The sequence below is a fragment of the Natronorubrum texcoconense genome (assembly GCF_900100335.1).
Classification (GTDB): Archaea; Halobacteriota; Halobacteria; order Halobacteriales; family Natrialbaceae; genus Natronorubrum; species Natronorubrum texcoconense.
Window position 1 is genome coordinate 66369 of sequence record NZ_FNFE01000010.1, and the last position, 24236, is coordinate 90604.

At 64.1% G+C, this 24236-nt stretch carries 20 protein-coding genes; 6 read left to right on the forward strand and 14 right to left on the reverse strand.

Annotated features, from left to right (window positions below):
• Positions 1–163 precede the first annotated feature (163 nt).
• Positions 164–754, reverse strand: coding sequence for a conditioned medium-induced protein 4 (locus tag BLT08_RS21820; protein ID WP_090312280.1), 591 nt, complete (start codon positions 752–754; stop codon positions 164–166).
• A 181-nt stretch (positions 755–935) separates the two neighbouring features.
• Between BLT08_RS21820 and BLT08_RS21825 the strand changes: the two genes are divergently transcribed.
• The gene (locus BLT08_RS21825) at positions 936–3134 is read left to right on the forward strand and encodes a (Fe-S)-binding protein (RefSeq protein ID WP_090312282.1); all 2199 of its coding nucleotides are present in this window, start codon (positions 936–938) and stop codon (positions 3132–3134) included.
• Positions 3135–3225: 91 nt separating this feature from the next.
• On the opposite strand, the gene BLT08_RS21830 is transcribed toward BLT08_RS21825, so the two are convergent.
• From BLT08_RS21830 to BLT08_RS21875, 10 genes are all read right to left on the reverse strand, one after another.
• On the reverse strand, positions 3226–3657 hold the full coding sequence (locus tag BLT08_RS21830) for a type II toxin-antitoxin system VapC family toxin (protein WP_090312284.1): 432 nt from the start codon (positions 3655–3657) through the stop codon (positions 3226–3228).
• Positions 3654–3932: a hypothetical protein gene (locus tag BLT08_RS21835; protein WP_090312286.1), complete on the reverse strand. Its 279-nt coding sequence runs from the start codon at positions 3930–3932 to the stop codon at positions 3654–3656. Before BLT08_RS21835 ends, BLT08_RS21830 begins: the two co-directional genes overlap by 4 nt.
• A gap of 142 nt (positions 3933–4074) precedes the next feature.
• Positions 4075–4815: a type 1 glutamine amidotransferase gene (locus BLT08_RS21840; RefSeq protein ID WP_090312288.1), complete on the reverse strand. Its 741-nt coding sequence runs from the start codon at positions 4813–4815 to the stop codon at positions 4075–4077.
• A gap of 130 nt (positions 4816–4945) precedes the next feature.
• A complete protein-coding gene (locus tag BLT08_RS21845; RefSeq protein ID WP_090312290.1) occupies positions 4946–6193 on the reverse strand; it encodes a class I adenylate-forming enzyme family protein in 1248 nt (415 codons plus the stop codon).
• Positions 6194–6680: 487 nt separating this feature from the next.
• Positions 6681–7346, reverse strand: coding sequence for an SdpI family protein (locus BLT08_RS21850; protein ID WP_090312292.1), 666 nt, complete (start codon positions 7344–7346; stop codon positions 6681–6683).
• Positions 7347–7493: 147 nt separating this feature from the next.
• Complete coding sequence (locus BLT08_RS21855) at positions 7494–8285, reverse strand: alpha/beta fold hydrolase (RefSeq protein ID WP_090312294.1); 792 nt, start codon at positions 8283–8285, stop codon at positions 7494–7496.
• A gap of 62 nt (positions 8286–8347) precedes the next feature.
• Entirely contained in the window at positions 8348–9607 is a 1260-nt protein-coding gene (locus BLT08_RS21860) for a M20/M25/M40 family metallo-hydrolase (RefSeq protein WP_090312296.1), read from the reverse strand.
• 161 nt (positions 9608–9768) lie between these two features.
• Complete coding sequence (locus BLT08_RS21865) at positions 9769–11283, reverse strand: tripartite tricarboxylate transporter permease (RefSeq protein ID WP_090312298.1); 1515 nt, start codon at positions 11281–11283, stop codon at positions 9769–9771.
• Positions 11280–12242 carry a hypothetical protein gene (locus tag BLT08_RS21870; RefSeq protein ID WP_090312301.1) on the reverse strand — a complete coding sequence of 321 codons (963 nt, stop codon included), beginning with the start codon at positions 12240–12242 and terminating at the stop codon, positions 11280–11282. Before BLT08_RS21870 ends, BLT08_RS21865 begins: the two co-directional genes overlap by 4 nt.
• A 205-nt stretch (positions 12243–12447) precedes the next feature.
• On the reverse strand, positions 12448–13461 hold the full coding sequence (locus BLT08_RS21875; protein ID WP_175529412.1) for a Bug family tripartite tricarboxylate transporter substrate binding protein: 1014 nt from the start codon (positions 13459–13461) through the stop codon (positions 12448–12450).
• Positions 13462–13670: 209 nt separating this feature from the next.
• Between BLT08_RS21875 and BLT08_RS21880 the strand changes: the two genes are divergently transcribed.
• Both BLT08_RS21880 and BLT08_RS22755 read left to right on the forward strand, forming a co-directional pair.
• Entirely contained in the window at positions 13671–14981 is a 1311-nt protein-coding gene (locus tag BLT08_RS21880; protein WP_090312304.1) for an ArgE/DapE family deacylase, read from the forward strand.
• Positions 14982–15106: 125 nt separating this feature from the next.
• Complete coding sequence (locus BLT08_RS22755) at positions 15107–15307, forward strand: hypothetical protein (protein WP_139171349.1); 201 nt, start codon at positions 15107–15109, stop codon at positions 15305–15307.
• Positions 15308–15549: 242 nt separating this feature from the next.
• Here the strand turns inward: BLT08_RS22755 and alaS are convergent, their stop codons facing one another.
• Complete coding sequence (alaS, locus tag BLT08_RS21885) at positions 15550–18327, reverse strand: alanine--tRNA ligase (protein WP_090312307.1); 2778 nt, start codon at positions 18325–18327, stop codon at positions 15550–15552.
• Between the two features lie 222 nt (positions 18328–18549).
• Here alaS and BLT08_RS21890 point away from each other — a divergent pair, with 222 nt between their 5' ends.
• The 3 genes from BLT08_RS21890 (at position 18550) to BLT08_RS21900 (ending at position 22505) form a co-directional block, all read left to right on the forward strand.
• Positions 18550–19230: a hypothetical protein gene (locus BLT08_RS21890; RefSeq protein WP_090312310.1), complete on the forward strand. Its 681-nt coding sequence runs from the start codon at positions 18550–18552 to the stop codon at positions 19228–19230.
• Positions 19227–19916, forward strand: a complete 690-nt coding sequence (locus BLT08_RS21895) for a hypothetical protein (RefSeq protein ID WP_090312313.1) — start codon at positions 19227–19229, stop codon at positions 19914–19916. Before BLT08_RS21890 ends, BLT08_RS21895 begins: the two co-directional genes overlap by 4 nt.
• 114 nt (positions 19917–20030) lie before the next feature.
• The gene (locus BLT08_RS21900; RefSeq protein ID WP_090312354.1) at positions 20031–22505 is read left to right on the forward strand and encodes a GAF domain-containing sensor histidine kinase; all 2475 of its coding nucleotides are present in this window, start codon (positions 20031–20033) and stop codon (positions 22503–22505) included.
• A gap of 58 nt (positions 22506–22563) precedes the next feature.
• Here the strand turns inward: BLT08_RS21900 and BLT08_RS21905 are convergent, their stop codons facing one another.
• Positions 22564–23556, reverse strand: a complete 993-nt coding sequence (locus tag BLT08_RS21905) for a replication factor C small subunit (RefSeq protein WP_090312315.1) — start codon at positions 23554–23556, stop codon at positions 22564–22566.
• 89 nt (positions 23557–23645) lie between these two features.
• The gene (locus BLT08_RS21910; RefSeq protein WP_090312356.1) at positions 23646–24068 is read right to left on the reverse strand and encodes a universal stress protein; all 423 of its coding nucleotides are present in this window, start codon (positions 24066–24068) and stop codon (positions 23646–23648) included.
• Positions 24069–24236 lie beyond the last annotated feature (168 nt).

Genomic DNA, 24236 nt, shown 5'->3' on the forward strand with positions numbered 1-24236 from the left:
TACTGAACGTAATACGTGTCAAAATTGTCACTGGTGGATTTGATAGCTCTTGCGGTCAGAAACGGTGCATAGACGACCGTGTTTGTGTACGGTGCAAGCAGTCGTACCGAGCGCGTCGCTGGCGCGCTCGGCCTCCGCCGACCCGAGAGTGAAAATTCGTTCGCTAGAACTCGACGTCCGTCTCCATCCCTTCGGTCGCGTCCTCGAGACCGTCCTCGCGGACGTCGGTCGTCATCCGCTCGGAGAGGTCCGCGTCGGCGAGGAGACTGTCGAACTCGTCGCGGTAGCGGTCGTTCGCCGCTCGCGACTCGTCTTCTGCCGCAGCGACGCGGCGGTAGCGCCGGATCTGGGCGGGACTGACGTCGTACTCGTCGGCGAGCGTGGCGTCGTCTTCCTCGCGATCGCGGATGGCGGCGAGGTCGACTTCGTCGGCGTCGTCCTCGCCCACGAGGTGTAACGACAGCCGTGCCTCGAACACGTCCGCCGGATCGACGCCGAAGTCGGCGGCGATCTCGTCGTCGCTGTCACCCTCGTAGAAGGCCTTCGCGACGCCGATGAGATCCTCGTTCGACAGCGACGTCTCGAACGCGTAGCGTTCGCGCATCTGCTGGACGACGCTCTCGAGGCGTTCCTCGGTCGTTCGCTCGTCTCGCTCGAGCGACCCGCGCGTGTTCTCCTGGGATTCGGTGACGGTTTCCTCGCCGTCGGTGACGTCGGTGAAGATATCTCGGAGTTCTTCTGTTTTTTCGTTCATGAGTGGACACTCCCGACGGGTGGCTATTTAAGGCTGTTGCCAGCTAGGATTGGAGGATCGAGACCAACACGGACGACTATTATAAACTCGGAATCGTGGCAAAATTTTCGCAAGAGGGCGTAGCGGTTGTCTTCCGGTGAGTGTGGCAAGAATTAAGTCTCCGCCCCCCACGTCATTGTACATGAACGTCATAGCACAATCGGAGGTGGGACGGGAGACCTACCTGGGGATCGGCAGCGTCGGCTACGCGCTGTTCTATCTCCTCGTGGTGATCACGCTCGCCGTCTTCGCCTACGGACTCTACCAGCGGTTCAGCCGGTACACGCAGGGTGACGACGACCCGTTCGACCGTCTGGACGACCTCCCGAATCGAATCGTCAGTTCGGCCAAGATCGTTCTCTCGAACGAGAAGCAGTTCAACAGGGATCTCTACGGCGGCCTGATGCACTCGTTTATCCTCTGGGGATTCCTGACGCTGCTGATCGCGACCGCGATCATCGGCTTCGAGCAGTACACTACGGAGCTTATCTTCGGGATCGTCTTCTGGGAGGGCGACTTCTACCTCGGCTACCAGTTCATGGTCGACGCCATGGGCCTGCTGTTCGTCGTCGGGATCGGGATGGCCCTCTACCGACGCTACTGGGTTCAGAACCACCGTCTCTGGGGCCGCCACACCTCGAACGAGGACGATATCTTCATCTGGACGCTCTTTGGTCTCGGCGTGGGTGGCTTCCTACTCGAGGGCCTTCGCATCTACATCACTGGCATGCCCGAACACGAGGTCGTCAGCTTCGTCGGCTACGGGCTCGCGATGCTGTTCGGCGCGATCGGCATCCCCACGACCGAAGCGGCGATGAGTGCGGACTACTCCGCCGTCGCGAACCTCGGCTTCAACGCCGAGACGCTCCACTGGCTGTCCTGGTGGTCCCACTCGTTGCTCGCCCTCTTTTTCATCGCGTGGATTCCCTACGCCAAGCCGTTCCACATGATCTCCTCGTTCGCGAACGTCGTCACGCGCGACGAGAAGGCCGGCAAGCGGCTTCCGAACGTGCCGGCGGACCTCGACGCGACCAACGCCGAATCCATCGACGACTTCACCTGGAAGGAGATCCTCGACCAGGACGCCTGTACCAAGTGCGGTCGCTGTTCCTCGGTCTGTCCGGCGAAGGCGTCCGATCGACCGCTCGACCCGCGTGACGTCATCCTCGACCTGAAGAAGTACCGCGAACAGCTCGACGCCGGCGGCGAGGAGAAGCCGATGATCGCCGACGGCGGGACGAGCGTCATCAACACGGAGACGATGGAATCCTGTATGGCCTGCATGGCCTGCATGGACGCCTGTCCCGTCGAGATCGAGCACCTGCAGTCCTTCACCCGACTGCAGCGCCAGATGACCGACCAGGGCGACATCGCACCGAGCATGCAGGACGTCTTCCAGAACGTCATGCAGAACGGCAACACGTTCGGCGACTCGCCGCGCAACCGCGGCGACTGGGCCGACGAACTCGAGTTCGACGTCCCCGACGCCCGCGAGGAAGAAGTCGACTACCTCTGGTACGTCGGCGACTTCCCGAGCTACGACGAGCGCAACAAGCAGGTCGCTCGCTCGCTGGCGACGATTCTGAAGGAAGCCGATGTCAGCTTCGGCATCCTCTTCGACGACGAGAAGTACGACGGGAACGACATCCGCCGCGTCGGCGAGGAGTTCCTTTACGTCGAACTGGCCGGCCACCACGTCGAAACCTGGGAGGACTGCGAGTTCGACAAAATCATCTGCACCGACCCACACTCCTACAACACCTTCAAGAACGAGTATCCGGAGGTCGACTTCGAGGAGTTCGCCGACGATCCGATGATGCCGTTCGAGTACGAGGAGTTCTGGAACGAAGACGGCGAGATCGATGTCCTTCACTGGACGCAAGCGGTCGAGGAACTCGTCGAAACCGGTGCGCTCGACCTCACCGGCACCGAACTCGACTACACGGTCACCTACCACGATCCGTGTCACCTCGGCCGGTACAACGACGAGTACGAGGCCCCGCGTGAACTCATCAAAGCCACGGGCTGTGAACTCGACGAGATGCCCCGCAACCGCGACAACTCCTTCTGTTGTGGCGGCGGCGGCGGCGGTCTCTGGATGGACTTCGAAGAGGAGCCCAAACCGAGCGAAGAACGGATTCGGGAAGCGCTCGAGGACACCGACAACGGCCCCGACGTCGAGAAGTTCGTCGTCGCCTGTCCGATGTGCATGACGATGTACGAGGACGGCCGCAAGACCGGCGGCTACGAAGAGGAGATCGAGATCGTCGACATCGCCGAGCTCGTCGTCGAAGCGATCGGCGCGGCGGAGGAAGCGAAGATCGAAGCCGCAGCCGACTGATCGCGATCCCACCTCGCCGAGTCAGTCGCAGTTTTCTGTCGCCGTATCTCTGCCTAAACGAAGGCGTTTCTAACAGTCCCTACTGGACGAACTACACCGACGATGGATCGATTCGGTCCACGAGTCCGTCGAAGTCGTCGTCGAAGCTGAGTACAGAATCGATATCGTTCTGTTCGACGATCGCGATCGTACTCGCGTCCGTGAAACTGAGCGAGTGATCGTCGTATCTCTCGAACGTCTCGAGCGTCTCTTCGAACAGTTCCGAGTCGATCTGTTTCAGTTCGATCCGATCCGGATACTCTCCACGCCCGAGAATCCGCTGTCCGATAGTCCACGCAGCGTCGTAGCTGCCGGTGCGTTTCCGTGTAAGTGTCACCGCTTCGTCGATCACGTAGTCGCTCGTATACGGTTGTCCGAGACGTCCTGCCAGGACAGCACGCATCGCATCCGAGGCGGTTTCGTGTCTCGCCGCGGCACTGTCGTGCTGTGCGAAGAATACACCGGTGTCGATGAAAATGCTCATTCGCCGTACAGCACGGTGTCGATGTCTTCTTCAGTCGTTTCGATACCCGAGTCGACGGTTCCGGACAGCCACCGATCGATCTCGTCCTCGGACAACGGTTCGAACTCGTCACGGAACGAGTCGATCAACTCGTCTCTCGACTCGTACGTGCTGGTAACGATTCGCTCGAGAAGGTCCTGTTGAGTTACGTTCTGGCCCGTCTCGAGACGGATCTCTGCCTGGAGTTCCTCGAGTCGGGATTTCGTCGTATCCGTAACCTTGATCGACGTGCTCATACATGTAGTAGTGGATTCCACTGGGAAAACTGTTCTCCCGAGACGGAGAGTCGAGTTCTGGAACTTTCTTAGTGGGTGCCGGTTGCTGATACTCGAAGCGAATCCGAGCCAGAAGACAGGAAAGACGGTTCAGTCCCGACAGTTAGTCGGAACAGCCGACGGACGTCGACGCGTCCGCACTCGCTGCGGTCGCAGCGACATCGGCCGCAGTCACGTCGCGGACAAACTCGAGGAAGTTGTCGAACACCAACTTCGCCTCGCAGGCTCGCTGGTAGTTCTCGTCGGTGATCTCCTCGAGGACCGTCTGGAGTCGCTCGTCCGAGAGATCCTTTCGGTGGACGAGTTCGCGGGCGGTCTTCGTGTCGTACTCGGGGTGGAACTGGACGCCGAACACGCGGTCCTTGCGGAAGCCGTGATTCGAGTAGTGGTTTTCGGCGAGCGGCGTCGCACCGGCTGGCAGTTCCGTCACCTCGTCGGAGTGGCTGGTGAAGGCGGTAAATTCGTCGTCGATACCCTCGAACAGGCGTGACTCCTCGAGTCGTTCGATCTCGCTGTAGCCGACTTCGTAGGCACCCATATCCTCGACGGTGCCGCCGAGGACGTCCGCGAGCAGTTGGTGGCCCCAACAGATTCCCAGGAACGGAATCTCTCGGTCGATCGCCTCTCCGACCCACGCTTTGGTCGCTTGCATCCACTCTTCGTCCCAGTACACCGACGACCGCGAACCCGTGACGACGGCCGCATCGTAGTCGAAGTCCTCGGGTACCTCCCCGCTCGTGGCGTCGAACTCGGACAGCGAGCCGTCGAGTTCGCGCCGGAAGTTTCGTGTCGTGTTCTCGTCCCGATGAGCTGCGTTCAGGACGGCAATACGAAGCTGATCCATCGTCCCGTATTCGCTACTCCGAGGGCATATGCTTTCCGTCCGCCACCGGGGTTGCCGCAACCACGGACGGCTAGGTATTTGCGCCTCTCGAGCCCTGTGGACGACATTCGTTTACGCTGATAATGACTGATTACCGGGGCTGGTACGTCCCGCCGGCGGTCCGGCTAAATTGGTCACCGGTATTGAACCAATCGTCGCCAAACTGACCGCGGTCGCCCGTATCCTCGTGTTCGTCGCTCTGAATTGCAGCGGACTCGTCCCGGTTTTCGTCGTCAGTTCCGGCAGCACTTACGTAGCCGTCGGCGAGGACGGCCCCCGACAACTCGAGTCGGCCGTCCGCCTCGCCCTCGAGGACGGATCCGTCGTCACTGACCAGTCGAGCACGACAGTCCGGGACCGGTCGGCCGACGCTGGGTTCGTCGCCAGCCGTTTCGTCCGCGTCGGTGTCCGTCGCGAACGACTGGCTGAAGGCGGTCGGACACTCGAGTCGACCGTACGCTCGAGCGACCGGGACGCCGGCTTCCCGGTACCGTTCGTGAACCTCGTCGTCCATCGATCCCTCGACGACGACCCGCTCGAGGGAGCCGACGCGGTCGGCGAATCCCGACTCGGCGGTCAGGTCGGAGAGTCCCTGATTTCGACCAGCGAGGAACGTCGCATCCTCCGCCTCGATGGCGGTCAGGGTATCGCCGGGATCGAACGCCCGATCGAGCAGGAGGGTGCCGCCGACGTAGAGCGTCGACAGTGCGGCGCGAACGAGCCCGTCTACGGCCGAGAGCGGCGTCACGAGCGGGACGACGTCGTCGCCCGACAGCCCCCACGCGACGAGGGTCGAGATGCAGTTCCACTCGAGGGCGCGTTCGGAGTAGCCGACGACCGGCCGGCCGTCGTCGCCGTGGAGGAACAGTAACGGGAGCTCGCCGCCCGACCCGTCCGTCGCTTCGAACGGGTCGCGGTCAGCCTCGGCCAGTTCCTCGAGCGTCACCGAGCGATCGAACGGGATCGAACGCACGAGGTCGCGCTGGGCGGCTTCCGAGACGACGAGGGCGGGATCGACGACGTCGAACGGGCGCTCGACGGAGGCGGGCGTCAGCCAGTGAGAGATCGGGAAAAACGTCGCGCCGAGTCGTCGGCAGGCGAAGAAGCACGCGAGCGAGGCGACTCGATTTCGCGTGACGAGACAGACGACGTCGCCGGTGTCGACCTCGAGCGCCGAGAGGTGTTCGGCCGTCCGCGTCGCCATCGCAGAGAGTTCGCCGTACGATATCCGGTGCTCGTGGATGGTCTCTGCGGGCGCGTACAGCCGTTCTTCGGAGATATCGACGACCGCCGTCCGGCCCGGGAAGCGTTCAGCCCGTCGTGCCAGCGAGAGCGTCACGACTCCGAGTTGGATTCAGAAGCACGTAGTAGATAGGGGGTCAAGCGCAAGCACGCCGCTCCGTTAGATTCCTCTGAAACGACCTCGTAGATATCGGTCTGCGGGAGCCAGCCGTACAATGCTGTTGCTTAGTGAACGCTCGGGTGTGGATGATGGATACCGCAGGCGAGTGTTCTGCAGTTGCTGGCGGCGATGAGTGTCACGCCCTCCCCAGCCGATTCGTTCGCTCACGGGCTCACGGCCGCCGGCCGTTCGCCTTGCCGCGGCGCGTTGCGCCGCGCTCTCGCTCACTCATCCCTCGTACGACTTCGGCTCACGGTTCGCTCTCCGCTCACCGAGAGCCAGCGCACGCCACCGCACGTTGCTCGGTCGGTCCGGAGCGGTAACACCTCTTCTGTACGTGCCGCCGATGGAGTCAAGAGTGCCGACGATTCGTCGAACGCGATCGAGTGCCGCCGAGTCGATTGGAGGAGAATCACCGTCGAGCTCAGTGGCCCCGAGACGTCGATGCAGTCTCCTCGAGCCGTTCGTAGAGAACGTACGAATACACGATCGTCACGCCGGCGGTCAGCAGCAGCGGAACGAGGAGGAAATAGATGGCGTACGCGTCGAACACCAGTCCGCCGAGCATCACGAGCGCGGCGAGTTTGAACAGTCTGCTCCCGAGTACGTGGGTCCGGTTCCAGACCGTCTCACTGCTGAGCGTCCACGGTGTTCGAATGCCGACGAACCAGTTCTGTTTCGCGTTCTCGAGCACGATACCGACGAAGTAGAACAGGGGTGCAAGGCTCGCGACGATCAGCGCGGTGAAGTCGAACTGGTAGCCGAGGTTGAACGCGATAATGCCGACGTGGACGACGAAGAGAAACCCGGTGAACAGGACGACGAACCAGTCGTACGACGGGCGGAACGCCTCGATGTTCGCTCGATTCGGATCGATTCGCGGGAGCAAGGCGAACACGCCGAGAAGACCGGCGGAAAGTGCCGGCAGAAAGACGAGTGCCGCCGTCTTCGACATCGTGCCGTCGGGCTCCCCGGCAGCGTTCCAGTGAGAGACGACCTGGTCGGGGAGCGAGGGTGTCGCGAGGAGACTCGCCGCCCCGGAGAGAACGACGATGGCGATCGCGACCCCGAACCGATGAACGCTGTTCATGAGTACACCACTGTCAGGCGTCCTGATGAGTATACCGACTCTCACGATCTCGAGTCGAAGCGAGAGAGCGCAGTGCGATCGCCGTCGTGTACTACGCTGGTCACCCCAGTGTATCACTCGAGACTCGAGTCCGCCCCGCCGAGCACCTCACTCGTCGTCCACGCGTGCCTCGAGAAAGCCCATGATCCGATCGTTGACCGTCCGCGAACGCTCGACGAAGCAGAGATGTCCGGCCCCATCGAGTCCCTCGAACGCCCCGCGCGGAAGCCCTCGAGCGAGCGACCGTCCGGCCGCAGGCGCGACCAGTTCGTCGGCCCCGCCGTGGATCACTCGCGTCGGCTGGGTGACCTCGACCAGCCAGTCGCTCGCGTCGAACCCCTCGAGGGCCGCGACCTGTGCTTCCCAGCCCTCGCGGTCGGCGTCCCCGTCGGCCCGCCAATCGACGATCCCCTCACACACCTCCGGCTGGGCCTCGCAGAACTCGTCCGAGAGCCCAGCCTCGAGCGAGTCCCGCAACGCCGCGCGGTCGTCCGGCGGCGCGAACAGCGCCTCGAGGTCGAACTCCTCGCCTCGCGACGCGGTTCCAAAGAGCGTCAGCGTCTCGACGCGGTTCGTCTCTCGCGCGGCGCGCAAGGCGATCGCGCCGCCGAGGCCGCAGCCGACGAGGTGGGCCTTCCGGATCTCGCAGTCGGCCAGGACGGCCTCGAGATCGGCGACGAGGGTCTCGAGGTCGTACGGTCCCGGCGGAGCGTCGGAGCGCCCCGTCCCGCGGAGGTCCCAGACGACGACCTCGTGGGGGCCGGCGAGGGCGGCGTGTTGCCAGCCCCACGACCAGCCGCCGAGCCCGGCTTCGGGAACGAAGACGATCGATTCGGCGCCGCCACCCGCACCCGCGCGAGCGTAGTACAGCGAGACGTCTCCGTTCGACGCAGTTGACATACCGGAACTGACGGGGCGAGCAAGGCGAGAGTTTCGGTTCGCGAACGCGTTCGATACTCGAGTCAGTCCGACAGAAACGCCCTGGCCGCCTCGGCGATCGTTTCGCTCGCCGTCAGCACCTCCGGCCACTCGATCGACTCCTCGGGGAAGTGCGCCTGCTGGATGTCGCCGGGACCGAACACCACCGTCGGAATCCCCGCGTGGACGTAGTGGCGGCTGTCCGCGCCGTAGGTCGCGCCTCGAGGCTCGATCTCCGGCAGATCCATCGTCTCCATCGCCTCCTGTACCGCCCGGACCACCGGCTCCTCGGCGTCGGTCTCGGCGGGTTCGAACTGGATCGAGAATCGCTCGAATTCGGGCGGGTTCGAATCGAAAAAGGGGTCCTCGGCGACGATATCGGACAGTCGCTGCTCGAACTCCCGTTCGACCTCGTCGACCGTCTCGCCCGGCGCGACGCCGATCCGGAGCTCCGCGGTGAGTTCGTCGGGCACCGACGACGCCCAGTTGCCCGCCTCGACGCGGCCGACGCAGACGGGCCACGGAATCGGGAACTCCTCGTAGAGCGGGTGGGTGACGCGCTCGCCGCGCTCGGTCTCGAGATCGTCGAACGCCCGTCGAATTCGCTCGAACGGCGGGAGGACGGACTCCCCGTGCCAGCGCGTCGCCGCGTGGGCCGACCGACCCTCGAGGCGCAATCGTTTCATCAGACTCCCTTCGGTGGCGATCACCGGCCGACACTGCGTCGGTTCGGCGACGATCGCCGCGTCCCGCGAGAAGGGGTAGGGGTTCTCGAGCGCCGCTGCTGCCGCGCCGATACCACCTTCCTCCTCGCCGACGACGCTCTCGACGACGAGCCGGCCGTCGAATGCGGACTCGATCGATGCGAGGTGTCGCGCTGCAAAGACGCAGGCCGCGAGCCCGCTTTTCATGTCGGTCGCGCCGAGGGCGGTGAGCGTATCGCCGTTGCCGGAGCTCCACCGCGGCTCGAACGGATCCCCCTCCCAGCCGTTGCCCGGCGGCACCACGTCGACGTGGCCGTTCAGCACCAGCGTCTTCCCCGCGTCCGGATCGCCGAACTCGAGGACGCCGCCCACGCTCGGTCGGTTCGCCGTCTCGAGGTCATCCGGATCGTCGGGAAACGACGGATGGGCGGCGAGCGCTTCGGGGTCGGCCTCCCACTCGTAAGTCTCGAAGCCCCACTCCTCGAGGGTGTCGGCGAGCCACCGCTGGGCGGCCGCCTCGTCTCCGGCGGTCGTCTCGAACCGACACAGCTCGTCGACGAACGACCGTAGCTCGTCGTCCCACGCTGTCGAAAACTCCATATACGACGCAGGAAGAGGGTGGTCAAAATACCAGTGGGAATCCGGCCACGTTCGTGTCGGACGCCAGTGAGTACCCACGGGTCGACGGTCGAACACGGAACGATCGACCCACCAGAAGTGAAGCGAGACGAAAAACAGGGATGAAAGCTAGCGGCGCCGGCTCACGCCGACTGGTGCCGTTCCCACCACTGTTTGACGTACGGGCCGAAGATGAGAAGCACGATCAGGATGCTCAGCACCAGCGACAGCCATCGTCCGTACTCGAACGGATTGACGAAGATCATGAACGAGCCGTCCGAGAGCTGCATGGCGGTGTAGAGGTTCCCCTCGGCGATGTCACCGAGGACGACCCCGAGGACGAACGCGATCACCGAGTAGTTGTACCGGACCATGTAGAAGCCGATTACCCCGAAGACGATGATCGTCAGCACGTCGATCGGGTTCCCCCGCAGCGCGTACGTGCCCAGGAACGAGAGCACGACGACCATCGGGATGATATAGTTCGTGTCGATCTTCGTCAGGTAGCTGAGTCGTGTGACCATCGACAGCCCGACGATCAGGATAACCACGTTGCCGACGAGCAACGCCAACAGCAGCGTGTACGTCAACTGGAGTTCGCCCGACGGGTCGAACATGCTTGGCCCCGGTCTGAGACCGTGCATGAGCAGGCCGCCGATGAGTACGGCGGTCGAAGAACTGCCCGGAATACCGAACGAGATCGCGGGCACGAGCGAGCCGGCCACGGTCCCGTTGTTGGACGCCTCCGAGGCGATTACACCGACCTCGTTTCCGGACCCGAACGAGTCGGGATCTTTCGACGAGCGGACCGCTTCGGTGTACGCGACGAAGTTCGACACCGTCGCACCCGCACCGGGAATCGCACCGACGATCAACCCGATGTTCGCGGACTTGAAGACCGTCACGGGATGTTTGAGCGTCGTTACGACTCCCTCCTTGATTCCCGCCTTGTCGATTTCGACGTCACCCTCTGCGATGCCGCCTTTCTGCCCGGCGAGTTTCATCATCTCCGCGATCGCGAACAAACCGATCAGCACTGCCACGAAGTCGATCCCGTCGTACAGGTACAGCGATTCAGCGTACCGACGATCGAGCGAGATCGGTTGGGCGACGCCGACGGTCGTGACCAACAGCCCAGCAGCGCCGGCGAGCAGCCCCTTTGCAGCCGATCCCTTCGTGACAACGGTGATCATCGCCAACCCGAGGATCGCGACGAGGAACCGTTCCGGCGTCCCGACTGCGAGGACCATCTGGATCAGTCCCGGCGAGAACAGGATCAGCGCCGTGATGGTGAACAGTCCGGCGATTGCCGAGGCGGTAGCGGAGATCGCCAGCGCCGTGGCCGCTCGCCCTTGCTTGGACATCGGATAGCCGTCGAACATCGTGGCCGCCGACGAGGATACCCCCGGCGTGTTGATCAACACTGCGGCGATCGAACCGCCGTACATCGAACCACTGTAAACCCCGACGAGCAGGATGATCGCGCTCGAGGCCTCCATCGGGAGCGTCAACGGCAGAATAATCGCCATTCCCAGCGGTGGGCCGAGTCCGGGAAGGCCACCGACGATGATCCCGATGATGACGCCGGCGAGCAGCCAGATCATCGTCTCGGCAGTCAGTAGCATCTCGATCGCACCGACGAACGATTCCACCGTCATCCGAGCAGAACACCCCACTGCAGCAGCTCGATAGCGTGTGGGAACAGGTTAGTGTGCGGCGAGACGCTGAGCAGGTCGGCCGGTGTCGGCGGTTGCCACCCAGTGAGCCAGCCTCGAGCGACATCTCGTTCGACGAAATCGTAGAACGCCTGGGAGATCATGAAGCTGAGAACGACCATCGCGACCGCTTTGAGAACGTCCATTCGAACCCAAAGCGTCCAGAGCGCGACGAAAATTGGTGTTGCATAAAGCATCCCGATCGAAAACGTCAGCAACATGTACACCGTACAGAGCGCGCCAGTAACGATGGGGCCCCGCGGATCGTCGATTTCGTAGACGTACATCGCGGCCGATCCCTCGTCCTCCGATTCCGCTTCCTCGTCAGTCTTTGACTCGGATGTGTCTGCTGTGCGCTCTTCGGTCGAGTCTGCGTCGGACTCGGGTTCTTCCTCGAGCGTCGTATCGGCATCCTCGTCGGTCTGTTTCGGTTGGCTGTCGTCGCCACCCATCACCTGGACGGGTTCCGCAACGAACGACTCGACTGCGGCGCCGAATCGCTCGCGAAAAACGATGGCAACGACGAAAAGAACGACGCCCGAAATCAGATAGAAGAGGCCGTCTCCGGTGTCAACGAATGCGCTCCCACCCACGTAGGCGAAGTATCCACCCAGGAGAGCACCGGCGAGCGGTCCGACAACCGTCAGATAGTTCCGTGCGAGCAAGAGCACCGAAAACACGACCGTCGCGCCGGCCATGAGTTGCGGGAACCGTTGTGCGGCCGGAGCGAACTCGGATGCCCCCAAATACATGTACACACCGGTAATGAGGAACAACACCAGCAACACGTGTTCCATCGTCGGTCGTTCGCCCAACACTTTCTCACCGCCATCTGCGATGGTAGCGAGAACGGGGCGAATACGCTGACTGACCGCGTCTAACGCTGTGTGTTCCTGATCCATAGTGACTCTCGTCCGACGGTTCCGGCTTCGAATACGACACGTTCGACGCTGACATCCCGTTTCCGTCTCTGCGTCGGGAGTCGGCGTGTACGAGTGTGACTGTTGTTTCGTTCAGCGTATAACATTCCTGATGTTGGATTGTAGGATTCGTCTGTAGTTTCCCCTGCGTGTCAGCCCCAATCCCTCCGAAAGAGAGTGGGTTGGGTTAGTCGTCGTCTGCCTCCTCAGCCATTCTCTGGAACTCGTCGAAGCCGCCGATCGCTTCGTCAACGTTCTCTTCTATCGCGTCGACGCTTCCGACGTACTGTTCCGCAGCAGCGTCCATATCGCCGTACTCGACGATGTTTCCGGTCTCCTCCATCCACTCCTGGGTCTCTTCGTGTTCACACGCGTACTGAATCGCCTCGGAGAGTTCTTGGCGCTCGTCTTCCGGCGTGTCCGGCGGAGCAACCTGCACCTGATAGAACTCCGTGATCCAGGCCAGACTGTCCCCGTAGTTGGTGATCGAGTCGATACCCGGGAACACGCCGTCGAGATCGATATCCATGAGGTTGACGACGGCGGATGCCTCGCCGGACTCCTCGGCCGAGACGGCGGACGTGTTCGTCGCGAAGCCAGCGCCGACCTCGTCGCTGATCACGGCTTCCTGAGTCGGTCCACCGCCATCGTACGGGACGGCGTTGTCGTACTCGAGGCCGTACTCATCTCTGAGCAGCAGGGTCGTCAGATGACTATCACTTCCGGCGCCCTGGTAACCGAAGCCACTGATGTCGCCGTCTTCGTACGCATCGCGGAGACCGTCGAAACTCTCGATCTCGTACTCATCGTTCACGATGAGCGTGTAGCCGAAGATCCCGGAGTAGGCGATTGGCTCGAAATCGTCCGGATGCCAGTCGTCAATCTCCGACGCTCGCCAGGTAAAACTCCATCCGGCGGGGTTTACCGTCCCGAACACGCTGCCATCGTTCTCCTGACCGTGGAGCCACTCGCTGCCGATCATACTGCCGGCCCCTTCGCGGTTTTCGATCTCGATCGATCCGTCGAGTTCTTCCTCGGCGAGCGGTTGCATCTGCCGAGCGTACGTGTCAGTTCCGCCGCCTTCTCCCCACGGGATCATCCAAGTCCGCGAATCGTCGTCGCCACCGAGACAGCCTGCAAGCCCGGTCATTCCCACTACACTTGCCGCACCAGCGGATTTGACGAAAGTTCGTCTGTCCATGCTAATAGCTTCCAAGAATCAGTAATTGATAACCTTTTCGCCAGAGATCGTTCATGAACGGGTGAGATGATTCTGCACTTATTATTGTTGTGAGACAGCTAATCAGTAGTCACATATGGTGTTCTATCAGAGAAACGGTGACGTCTAACAAGAACTGTCCAGTAGCGTAAGACGAATACGTATATCACTTCGACGGTCCATTCCCCCGCATGGACGCACGGACCGCAAAGTCACGAGTACGGGAATCAATCACCGCGAGAGAGGATGAGCTGCTCGAAACGCTCGAGCATCTCGTCGCCGAAAAGTCCGTCACCGGAAACGAAAATTGTGGACAGGCCGTCATGCTCGAGGAGTTCGACCGACTCGGCCTCGAGGTCGACACGTGGGAGCCGGACGCCGAGGCGCTGTCGGACCATCCGGGCTTCTTCCGCACCTCCTCGTACGACGACCACGGCTACGAGGGCCGCGAGAACGCGGTGGCGACGGTCGACGGCACGGGCGACGGGCCGACGCTCGCGCTCTCGGGCCACATCGACGTCGTGCCCGCCGATCCGGAGTCGGCGTGGGAATCCGACCCGTGGACGCTCCGCCGCGAGGGCGACGAGATATACGGTCGCGGCGTCTCGGACATGAAGGGCGGACTCGCCGCCATCCTCCTCGCCGTCGAGACCCTCGCCGACGAGGGCGTCGACCTCGCGGGCGACCTCTACGTCCAGAGCACGATCGAGGAGGAAGCCGGCGGCGTCGGCGGGCTCCTCTCGGTGCTCGAGCGCGGCTACGTCCCCGACGCGGCGATCATTCCGGAGCCCTTCGGTCTTCCGAACGTCGGCATCGCCAGCGCCGGCGTGATGTTCTTCGACGTGACCGTTCCGGGCAAGAAGGCCCACGCCGCGTGGGGCCACCAGGGCGTCAGCGCCTTCGACAAGGCGAGTCACGTCGCGGCGGCGCTGAACGAGCTGAACGAGCAGCGCCAGGCGAGCATCGACTTCCCGCCGGCCTACGGCGCGGATCCGTCGCTCGAGGGCCACGTCACTAACATCAACATCGGCGTCGTCGAGGGCGGCGACTGGCCCGCCTCGGTGCCCGCCGAAGTGCTCATGAAGGGGCGCGTCGGCTGGCCACCGGGCGAGAGCCGCGCCGACGTTCGCGAGGCGATCGAAGGAGCGATCGAGGCCGCAGCCAGCGAGGACGAGTGGCTCGCCGAGAACCCGCCGACGGTCGAGTGGACCGGCTGGAACGCGGCGCCGCACGAGGTGCCGCGCGACGCCGATATCGTCGAGATCGTCAAGGGCAACGCCGAGTCCATCATCGGCGAGGAAGGTACCTTCGTCGGCGGCAACGCCGCCTTAGACGAGCGGTTCTACCAGCGCTACTACGACGTCCCCGTCGTCACTGCCGGACCCTACGGCCCGAACCTCCACGGCGTCGACGAGTACACGACGGTCACGTCGCTGCTCGAGACCGCACAGACGCTGGCGACGTCGGCGATCGACTACTGCGGCGTCGCGGAATCGACGTAACGACACAGCGCAATAGGACGGTCGAAACAGCGCTCAGCCGCTGAACGCTGGCAAGTACGCGTGCGTACTAATCGTTGAACCATCTCACCCCCAATCGTTATAAGTTAGAAAAATGAACAGTGATCATGAAATATATACCACACATATCAAAGATAATTGTAGGATTCGTACTAGCTCATTTCTTCTATCAGTGGGCCACTGGGTCGGAAATGCCTTTCAACGAAGCCCTGTTCATGTATGCGTTGGCAGGTGGCTTTCTATTTCTTGCCATTCACGGGTTTTTCACGGGGATAGAAACTGCAACGTCGGGTGTGGACGAACCCTAATTTGAACAGTAAGGTTTGAAAATCGTGGCACGCAGTTTGACGGTATGTGATTCTACAGTGCTGAGCGAGAGCTTCGTTCCAGTTTCTGATAAGTAAAACTGGTCTCCAACTGCTGTTTCGGACCTGACCTGGGTGAACGTGTCGTCAGACGTCTTCCGGCAGAGACGGAACGAACGATCAGTCGGCCAGAGCGGGCCGAAAGGAGCGTCCTCGAGTCGTTCGAAACGGTTCGAATCGGCCATTCAGGCGTCCTGGACCTGACGCAACACGTCCGGCGCCTCCTCGAGCGCCGCGTCCAGATCCTCGACGTTCGGCCCGCCGCCCTGCGCGAAGTCCGGCGGGCCGCCGCCGCCGCCACCGACTCTCGAGGCGAGTTCGCCGACGACCTCGCCGGCGTTGACGCCCGACTCGTCGGGAACGGCGACGACGAACTGCGCACCACTTTCGCCGCTGCCGAGCACGGCGATCTTGCCCTCCTCGACTAAGGCGTTCGCGGTCGCGCGCAGTTCGCCCATGTCGGCGTCGATGCGGTCGACGACCGCGGTCGTCTCGCCGACGTCGACCTCCTCGCCGCCGCCTCCGCCGCCGGCTCGAGCGGCCGCGAGCTGTTCTTTCAGGTCCTCGATCTCCTTGCCACGGCCCTTCCACTCCTCGAAGAACCGCTCGGCGGTCTCGGGGACGTCCTCGGGCGAGACGTCGAGGATCTCGGCGGCCCCGTAGAGAGCGTCCTCCGTGCGCTGGGTGGCCTCGAGCGCGGCCTCGCCCGCGGCGAAGGAAATGCGCTCGACGCCGTCCTGGACGCGCTCCGTGCTCAGGACCTTGATCGTGCCGATCTCGCCGGTTCGGGCGACGTGGGTGCCACCGCAGGCCTGGACGTCCTCGTCGACGCTGATGAGACGGATCTGCTCGCCCGGCGGAATGCCGCCCTGGTAGAGGTCGAAGCCGTGTTCGGCCTCGGCGTCGTGGCGGTCTGGCCACTCCTGGGTGACCGCGGTGTTGTCCATCACGATCTCGTTGGCCAGCGACTCGATCCGCTTGACGTCCTCGCGCGAGATGCGCGCGTAGTGGCGCATGTCGATCCGCGAGCTGTCGACGCCCTTCTGGGCGCCAGCCTGCCGGATGTGGTCGCCGAGGATCTGCCGGGCCGCGTGGATGACGATGTGGGTCGCCGTGTGGTGGCGCATCAGCTGTCGGCGGCGGGTCGCGTCGAGCTGTCCCTTGACGAACTCGCCCTTGCCGAGGCTCTCGTCGGTCCGGTGGAGGATGACGCCGTCTTCGATCTGGACGTCTTCGACCTCGGCGGTCGCGTCGTCGGTCGAGAGCGTCCCCGTGTCGGCGGGTTGGCCACCGCCTTCGGGGTAGAACATCGTCTGATCGAGAACGACGTCGTAGCCGTCCTCGCGCTCGAAGACGTCCAACACGACGGCCTCAAACTGGGTGCGCTGCTGGTCGTCGTAGTAGAGCTTCTCCGTCTCCGGAAGGTCCTCGAAGCGCTCGTCCTCCTCCTCGTCGGTCGCCTCGGCGGCCTCGGGCGTGTCGTGACGTTTCGCGACGAGACTGTAGAAGTCGTCGGGCACGTCGACCTCGGCGCCGGCTTCGTCGGCGATTTCGGCGACCATGTCGGGCTGGATCCCGTGGGAGTCGTAGAGCTCGATCAGCTCGTCGACCGGGATCGGTTCGCCCCTCTCCGCGTACTCCTCGGCCATCGCTTCGACCCGGCGACCGCCGCGCTCGAGCGTCTCGCGGTACTTCTCGACTTCGGTGCGGACGATGTCGCGGATCGTGTCGCGGTTCTCGTACTCGAGCCGTTCGGCCTGCATGTCGACGAGTTCGTCCAGCGGCGCGTCGACGCCGACGGTGTCACAGAGCCGCTTCGTTCGGCGGAGGACCATCCGCGCGAGGTAGCCCGTCCCGACGTTCGAGGGGACGATGCCGTCGCCGAGCATGTACGCGAGGGTTCGACAGTGGTCGGCGATGGCGTAGATGGACTCGAGGGGCTCCATCAGCGCCGTCAACTCGTCGACGTCGACGCCGAGTTCGTCCGCGATCTCGCCGCGAGCGGTCTCCATGTCCTCGGCCTCGTCGATGTCCATGTGGCCCGCGAGCTTCGCGGCCCGGTGGAGGAGCGCTTCTTCCTCGTCCGTGTGCTCGAGGCCCGCGTTGTCCTTGAGGAACGCGATCATGTCGGGGTAGACCGCCTCGTACACCGTCGGGGTGCCCTGGGCGACCCAGGTCCAGCGCTCGAGTCCGTAGCCCGTGTCGACGATGTAGGTGTCCATCGGGCTGTAGCGGTTCCCGTCTTTCATCTCGTACTCGCCATCGGCGTCCTGCTCCATCGACATGAAGACGAGGGTGGCGAGTTCGACGCCGCGGTAGATGACCTCGATGGCGGGCCCGGCGTTGCCGCCGCCGACCCACGGGTCCTCGATGTAGATGACCTCGTCTAAGTCGACGCCGAACGACTCGAAGAAGCCGTCGCAGAGTTCGACGGTCTTGTCCTTCCAGTAGACCTCGCCGTAGTAGGCGTACTCGTCCTCGTCGACGTCCTCGCGCGTGTTGAACGCGTGGTGGGCCATCATCTCGAAGGCCATCGTGTGTCGGCCGGTCTTCCCGACGTTGTCGATGTCCTGCATCCGGATGCAGGGCTGGGAGACCGTCAGCGGATTCGCCGGCGGCGGCGTCTCGCCGCTCGTCACCAGCGGCTGGAAGTCGTAGATCGACGCCTGCGTGAGCAGGACGTCGTCCCGCCAGCGGTTCGCCGCGACGGGGTAGGGCTCGATCCGCTCGTGGTCGTGGCTCTCGAAGTACGAGAGAAAGGCCTCCCGCATCTCCTCGAGACTGTACTCCTGGTCGAAGCCGGGGTTCTCGATGAAGCCGTACTCCTCACACGGCGGCTCACCGCAGGTTTCCCGGTCGTGATCGCGGGTCCAGAACTGCGCACCGCAGGAGGGACACTCCTTGCGCTCGAATCCCTCCTCCTCGAAGTACTCGAGACGGTACGCGTCCGCCAGTTCGCTCATTACACGTCTCTTCGCGAGCCAGCGCCTAAAACAGTTCCGCAACGTTCATTTTCCGGATATCGACGGACGGGAGCGTGGTGTGTCCTCGAGCGACGACGACCCCAGCCGGTCTATAATGTGAAGGGGAAGACATATAGTGGAAGCGGAATACTCGGATAACAAGTGCTATTCGAATGAGAGGTATAGACCGGATCGAACGACCGCAGCCCTTGAAGTGAGACGATGCGAACGAGACGCTCACTGCTCCGAACGGCTGTGGCCGCGGGTGCCGGCACGCTTCTCGCGATCGCCGCGTTACCGTCGCCACCCGACTCGACGCCGATCGATCGAACCGTCGAAGGATCCGAGACGCCGCCCGCGGTCGACGACTGGACCGACGAGCCGATCACCGGCGAGACCGACACGCCGATGGTCCGGTACCAGTACCGACCGATCGAGGACGGTGCGGATCCGAACGAGTTCGACGCCTTCGTCGCGACGGCACCGATCAACGTCGTCCTCGTTCCGGACGACGAGGTCGACGGCGACGGACTCGAGCGCGTGATGGCCGTCCTCGAGGACGAGGGCTGGCTCCGCGATCCCGAGGAGTACACCCGCTACGCCTGGGATCGACAGGAGTCGACCTTCGTCCGCCAACAGGCGACGGCCGCGGAAACCTACTACGGGACCAGCGGCCGCCTCCACGTCCGCTGCTGGTCGTTCGAGGGAATCGTCTCGATGCAGGCTCACGAGGACACCGGCGCTCGGCCCGAACACGGGATCGCCTCCTACGACCGCGGTCTCGAGGCGATCGAATCGATCTTCGACGCCGCCGGCTGGGCCGTCGCCTCGGACGCCATCGATCTCGACAACGAGCAACGCGACTACGACGGGCTGGCATCCGTCATCACGGAGGACGCGTGAGCACCGACGACCGCTACGGGTTCGGTCGCCGGCCCACCGTCGGCGACGTCCTCGAGCACCCGTTATTGGGACTCGAGCGCGGCCGGACGGAGATCGCAATCGCCGGACTGCTCGGCCTGACCGCGCTCTTCGCCGTCAGCTACGCCGGATCGACGGTCGCCGTCGGCGGCGCGCCGCTCGAGACGCTGACGACGCAGTTCGACACGCTCACCAAGCTCCTGATCGCGCTCGCGACGGCGACGATCACGATCCTCCCGTTCGTCTACGCGGTCTGGAACGGCGGTCCGCTCCTCTCCTTTGCGATGCCGCTCGTGCCGGTCTTCCTCGGCGACGTCGCCGCGGGTCAGTACGTCCTCGGGGTCGACGCGGTGATCGCGCTGACCGTCGGCGCCGCGGCCTGCGCGCTTGCGATGTTCGCGACCGACGTCCGACAGGTGGGATCGCTTCGCCCCTGGACTACCGTCGAGATCGACGCCGTCTCCCTGCTGGTCGTCACGATGACGGTACTCGTCGCCGCCGCGGGCGTCGCCCAGTTCGCGGCCGTCGCACCGCCGCGAAACCTCGAGTGGTACGCTCCATTCAGCGTGCTCTGGCTCGTCCCGGCGGGAATCGTCGGCGCCTACTGGCAGGCCGCGGTCCGAACGACTGTCGCCACCCAAGGCGATGAGACGGAGATCGAGTCCTGACGGCTGGGCGACGGGAGCCGTTCCTCGAAACCGATCGCGACGGCTCGACGCTCGACACCCCAGTGCATTTTTATCATGCTGGAGGGTCACGTCCACACGATACTCGACCGTTCCATGACCCATCCGCCGCGATCACGACCGCGTACGGTGCTCTACATCGCCGAAGCGGCGGCTGCGGCTCGCGACGGGGCGGCCGCACTCGAGGCCGTCGACTCGGGTCCCGACCGAACCGTTCAGCCGCTGTCGACGAGCGCGACCGACCAGCTTCGGAGCTGGGCTCCCGAGGCCGACTGCGTCGTCTTCGCCGAGACGCCGACGACCGCGGCGGGGGCGAGTCTGCTCGAGATCGTCGACGCCTGCGGACGGACGCCGCTGGTGCTCTTCTGCGAGCGGAGCTACGCGCCGACAGCGGCACGCTCGACCGACGGCATCGCCGGCTACGTGCGCCGGGGGACGGACGACGCGGTGGCCCACCTCGCCGACGAGATCGAGTGGGTGTGCCACGGCGCGGCCGTCGACGGTGACGAGACATCGCGAGAAGAGGCAATAGCCGAGACGGGACGCGCAGCCGATGTGCAGCCGAACGACCCTGCCGAGACGACCGCGGACGAGACAGCTAACACGACCGCGGATGAAACAACTACTACGAACGCGGATGAGACGGCCGATACACGGACGGCCGAGGAACCGCTCGCTCTCGAGCCCGTCCGGCCGGGTGATGTCCTCGGGTCGGCAGCCATCGCCGAGTCGAACGATTCCGCCGAGACGGACGAGCGAGCAGCCGTCGTCTCGAGCCTCGAGTCGTCGACCGAACTCGCCGCCTGGCGGGACCACGAGAGCGGGCGCGAACGATGCTACGAACTCCTCGTCGAGTTCGTGGCCGACGCCTGTGGAACCGACTACTGCTGGCTCTCGACCGTCCACTTCGGCGAGTGCACCACCCGGGCCGCGACGGACGCAGTTCCCGACGACACGCTCGAGTCGATGCCGCTCGAGGGACCGGTCGGCGACGCCTTCAGAACTGGCGAACCGCTCCGGATCGAAGACACCGAGGACGCGGCCATCGAACCGCCGTTCGAGGACGCCGCCTCGCTGTGCGTCGCCCCAGTCGCCGACGTCGGCATCGTTCAGATCGCCGACACCGAGCCGAGCGCGTTCGACGAAACGACCGGGGAGCTCCTCGCGGCGTGCTGTCGGTACGCGGCGGCGATCCTCGAGCGAGCCGAGACGCGGACGCGACTGCGCGCCGAGCGCGACCGATTTGCGGATGGACGCGACCGACTGGCGGCCGAGCGGGATCGGATCGGGGACGAACGCGATCGACTCGCGGCCGACCGAGACCGACTGAATACGGCGTTTACGAGCCTCCCGGTTCCGGCGCTTCGATACGAACTGGTCGACGACCGAGCCGTCGTTCGGGCCGTCACCGGCCGGTTCACGGACACCTTCGACGTCGATCGCTCGGCGGTCGTCGACAGCGCCATTGGCGGCGCTGACGACGGCAACAGCGGCAGCAGCAGCAGCAGCAGTACCGACGGCGCTGATGGCGACAACGGAATCGGCGCTGACGAAGTCGGCACTGACGGCGACGGCGATATCGATGACACTGACCGCGAGACGACCGTACCGCCCGGACTCGAGGACCGAGCGCTGACCCTCGCCGACGCGGTCCGTTCGACCGAGCAGCGTCAGTTCGTCAGTCGCCGCGAAACCGCCGACGGCATCCGGACGTTCCGGCTCACCGTCGCCCCCTGCTCGACCGTTCCGGATTGCGAACCAACCGACGACACCGTCGCTAGCGACGAACCTACCGAGGGCGTCGTCGTCTACACCGACGTCACCGACGCGAACCGGATGGAACGCGAACTCGCCGCCGTCGAACACCGCCTCGAGACGATCGCACAACTCGTCGACGAGGACGTGCGGACGCCGCTGAACGTCGCTCGCGGCTACCTCGAACTCGCCGCGGAGACCGGCGATCGAGAGCACTTCGACGAGATCGACGACGCGCAGGAACAGCTGTTAGCGCTCGTCGAGCAGTTACTGACGATCGCTCGACGGGACGACGTGCTCGTCGACACCGAACCGGTCGCACTCCACGACGTCGCCAGACGGGCCTGGGTCGTCGTCGAGACCGGCGGCGCGCGTCTCGTCACCGAGGAGGATCTCGTCCTCAAGGCCGACAAGAGTCGGATCCAGGAGCTGTTCGAACACCTCTTTCGGGCGATCGTACACGGCGAGGAGACGACCGAACACGACGGCAGCGGGCCGAAGTGGCGCGCGGATGAGGGGACGATCGACGACGAAGCGATCACCCGTATCACGGATGAACAGACGGTCGTCTCCGTCGGAACGGCCGACGACGGGTTCTACGTCACCGGCCGATGGGACGGCGCCAACCGGGCCGTCGCCGGTGTGAAGTCGGGAGCCGATCTCGGCCGTCTGGCGACGTGTGACGGCGCCGGCTTCGGCCTCGATCCCATCGAACGGATCGCCGACGCTCACGGCTGGGATATCGGCATCGCCGAGGACGACGACCGCATCGCGTTCGCGTTCCGCGGAGTCGAGTGCGACGCCGACGGAAGCTGACCGAGGGGTCGAGTGCAACGTCGACGGCACCTGACGCGGACGTCGGCGAGGCGGCCGATCAGGACTCGTTCTCGAGCGCCAGCGACGCCAGCATCGCCTCGAGCTGGAGTCGCTCGTTCGCACCCTCCGTGATCCGGTAGTCGACCTCACCGAGGCGCTCGAGCAGGCGAACCGTCGCCTGCTCTGGGATGTCGAACTCCCACGCCGAGCGGTGGAGCTGGTCGATAACGTCGCCGCCGGCCAGTCCGCGATCCATCAGGAGATCCTCTAAGGCGGCGCGGGCGGCGGTGAAGTCGCCCTCGATGGCGTGTTCGACCATCGCCTCGACCTCCTCCGGCCGAGCGGTGGAGGTGATCGCGAAGACAGTTTCCTCGTCGACGGTTTCGCCCATCACGGCGGCGGCCTGCAGCCCGTTGATCGCTTTTCGCATGTCGCCGTCGGCCGCGTAGACTAAGGCGTCAACACCGTCGTCGGTCACCTCGATGCCCTCGTTTGCCGCGATTTCGCGCACCTGTGCCTCGATCGCTTTCTCGGAGAGTTCGGTAAAGCGGAAGACCGCGCAGCGAGACTGGATCGGGTCGATGATCTGACTCGAGTAGTTACACGAGAGGATAAAGCGCGTGTTGTTCGAGAACTGCTCCATCGTTCGGCGGAGCGCTGACTGAGCGTCGGACGTGAGGGCGTCTGCCTCGTCCAGAAAGATGATCCGGTGGTTGTAGCCGCCGAACGAGGAGCGCGCGAAGTCCTTGATCCGATCGCGGACGACGTCGATTCCGCGCTGGTCGGAAGCGTTCAACTCGAGAAAATTCTCGCGCCAGTCACCGTCGTAGACCTCACGGGCGATAGCCTGTGCAGCGGTCGTTTTACCCGTTCCCGCCGGCCCCGCAAACATGAGGTGCGGCAGTTCGTCCTGCTCGACGTAGTTCTGCAGGCGCGGGACGATGTTCTCGTGGCCCTTGATCTCGTCGAGCCGTTCCGGCCGGTACTTCTCGATCCAGACTTCGGTCTTGCCCGGTGTCGGCTCCGCCGCCTCGGCGTCGGCCTCGCTCATACCGGGCGAAGGGGTGGCCGAAAGATAAAACGACCGAACCCCGCCGTCGGTCGCGGGGGCCTCGAATCCGTCGCAGTCGAAGCGAACGGCTATTCCCGTCTGAGAACGGTCACCGGCCGATCGGACTCGAGAATCACGCCCTGAATGACGCTCCCGAACAGCACCTTGCCGGTCGCCGAGCGGTCCCGTCCCGCCATCGCGATCGTGTCCGCGTCGACCTCGCGGGCGATGCGAACGATTTCGGCCGTCGGATCGCCGTGTTCGCGTCTGACCGTGACGGCGATGCCACGCTCCTCGAGTACCTGCGCGACCTCGACGACGTGGGCCGGGAGGTCGGTCTCGTCGTAGAGGTCGCTCGAGCGAACGACCCCCGCTTCGTCGGCCGCCTCGAACTCCTCGAAGACGCTGAGTAAGACGACCTCGACCGTCGACTCGCTGTCGGGGAGGGCCGTGACGTAGTCGGCCGCCTCGAGGCTCCGATCGCTCTTGACCGGCAGCAGAACCGTATACATACGCGTATCGTCGACGCGGCCACGTATAGGGATTCGGGGCGCGACGGAGCCGCCGAGCGCGACGGGGCTCGTGGCGGTTCCGGCGGCCGAAAGCGTTCGGTTCCGAAATCGAGGGACGATCACGGGCGCCGGATAGTGTACTAAAATGAAATTATAGTGACGTGTTTA

Coding starts and splice junctions, on each gene's coding strand:
- BLT08_RS21820 (WP_090312280.1), bottom strand. CDS start 754: ATGAACGAAAAAACAGAAGAACTCCGAGATATCTTCACCGACGTCACC.
- BLT08_RS21825 (WP_090312282.1), top strand. CDS start 936: ATGAACGTCATAGCACAATCGGAGGTGGGACGGGAGACCTACCTGGGG.
- BLT08_RS21830 (WP_090312284.1), bottom strand. CDS start 3,657: ATGAGCATTTTCATCGACACCGGTGTATTCTTCGCACAGCACGACAGT.
- BLT08_RS21835 (WP_090312286.1), bottom strand. CDS start 3,932: ATGAGCACGTCGATCAAGGTTACGGATACGACGAAATCCCGACTCGAG.
- BLT08_RS21840 (WP_090312288.1), bottom strand. CDS start 4,815: ATGGATCAGCTTCGTATTGCCGTCCTGAACGCAGCTCATCGGGACGAG.
- BLT08_RS21850 (WP_090312292.1), bottom strand. CDS start 7,346: ATGAACAGCGTTCATCGGTTCGGGGTCGCGATCGCCATCGTCGTTCTC.
- BLT08_RS21855 (WP_090312294.1), bottom strand. CDS start 8,285: ATGTCAACTGCGTCGAACGGAGACGTCTCGCTGTACTACGCTCGCGCG.
- BLT08_RS21860 (WP_090312296.1), bottom strand. CDS start 9,607: ATGGAGTTTTCGACAGCGTGGGACGACGAGCTACGGTCGTTCGTCGAC.
- BLT08_RS21865 (WP_090312298.1), bottom strand. CDS start 11,283: ATGACGGTGGAATCGTTCGTCGGTGCGATCGAGATGCTACTGACTGCC.
- BLT08_RS21870 (WP_090312301.1), bottom strand. CDS start 12,242: ATGGATCAGGAACACACAGCGTTAGACGCGGTCAGTCAGCGTATTCGC.
- BLT08_RS21875 (WP_175529412.1), bottom strand. CDS start 13,461: ATGGACAGACGAACTTTCGTCAAATCCGCTGGTGCGGCAAGTGTAGTG.
- BLT08_RS21880 (WP_090312304.1), top strand. CDS start 13,671: ATGGACGCACGGACCGCAAAGTCACGAGTACGGGAATCAATCACCGCG.
- BLT08_RS22755 (WP_139171349.1), top strand. CDS start 15,107: ATGAAATATATACCACACATATCAAAGATAATTGTAGGATTCGTACTA.
- alaS (WP_090312307.1), bottom strand. CDS start 18,327: ATGAGCGAACTGGCGGACGCGTACCGTCTCGAGTACTTCGAGGAGGAG.
- BLT08_RS21890 (WP_090312310.1), top strand. CDS start 18,550: ATGCGAACGAGACGCTCACTGCTCCGAACGGCTGTGGCCGCGGGTGCC.
- BLT08_RS21900 (WP_090312354.1), top strand. CDS start 20,031: ATGACCCATCCGCCGCGATCACGACCGCGTACGGTGCTCTACATCGCC.
- BLT08_RS21905 (WP_090312315.1), bottom strand. CDS start 23,556: ATGAGCGAGGCCGACGCCGAGGCGGCGGAGCCGACACCGGGCAAGACC.
- BLT08_RS21910 (WP_090312356.1), bottom strand. CDS start 24,068: ATGTATACGGTTCTGCTGCCGGTCAAGAGCGATCGGAGCCTCGAGGCG.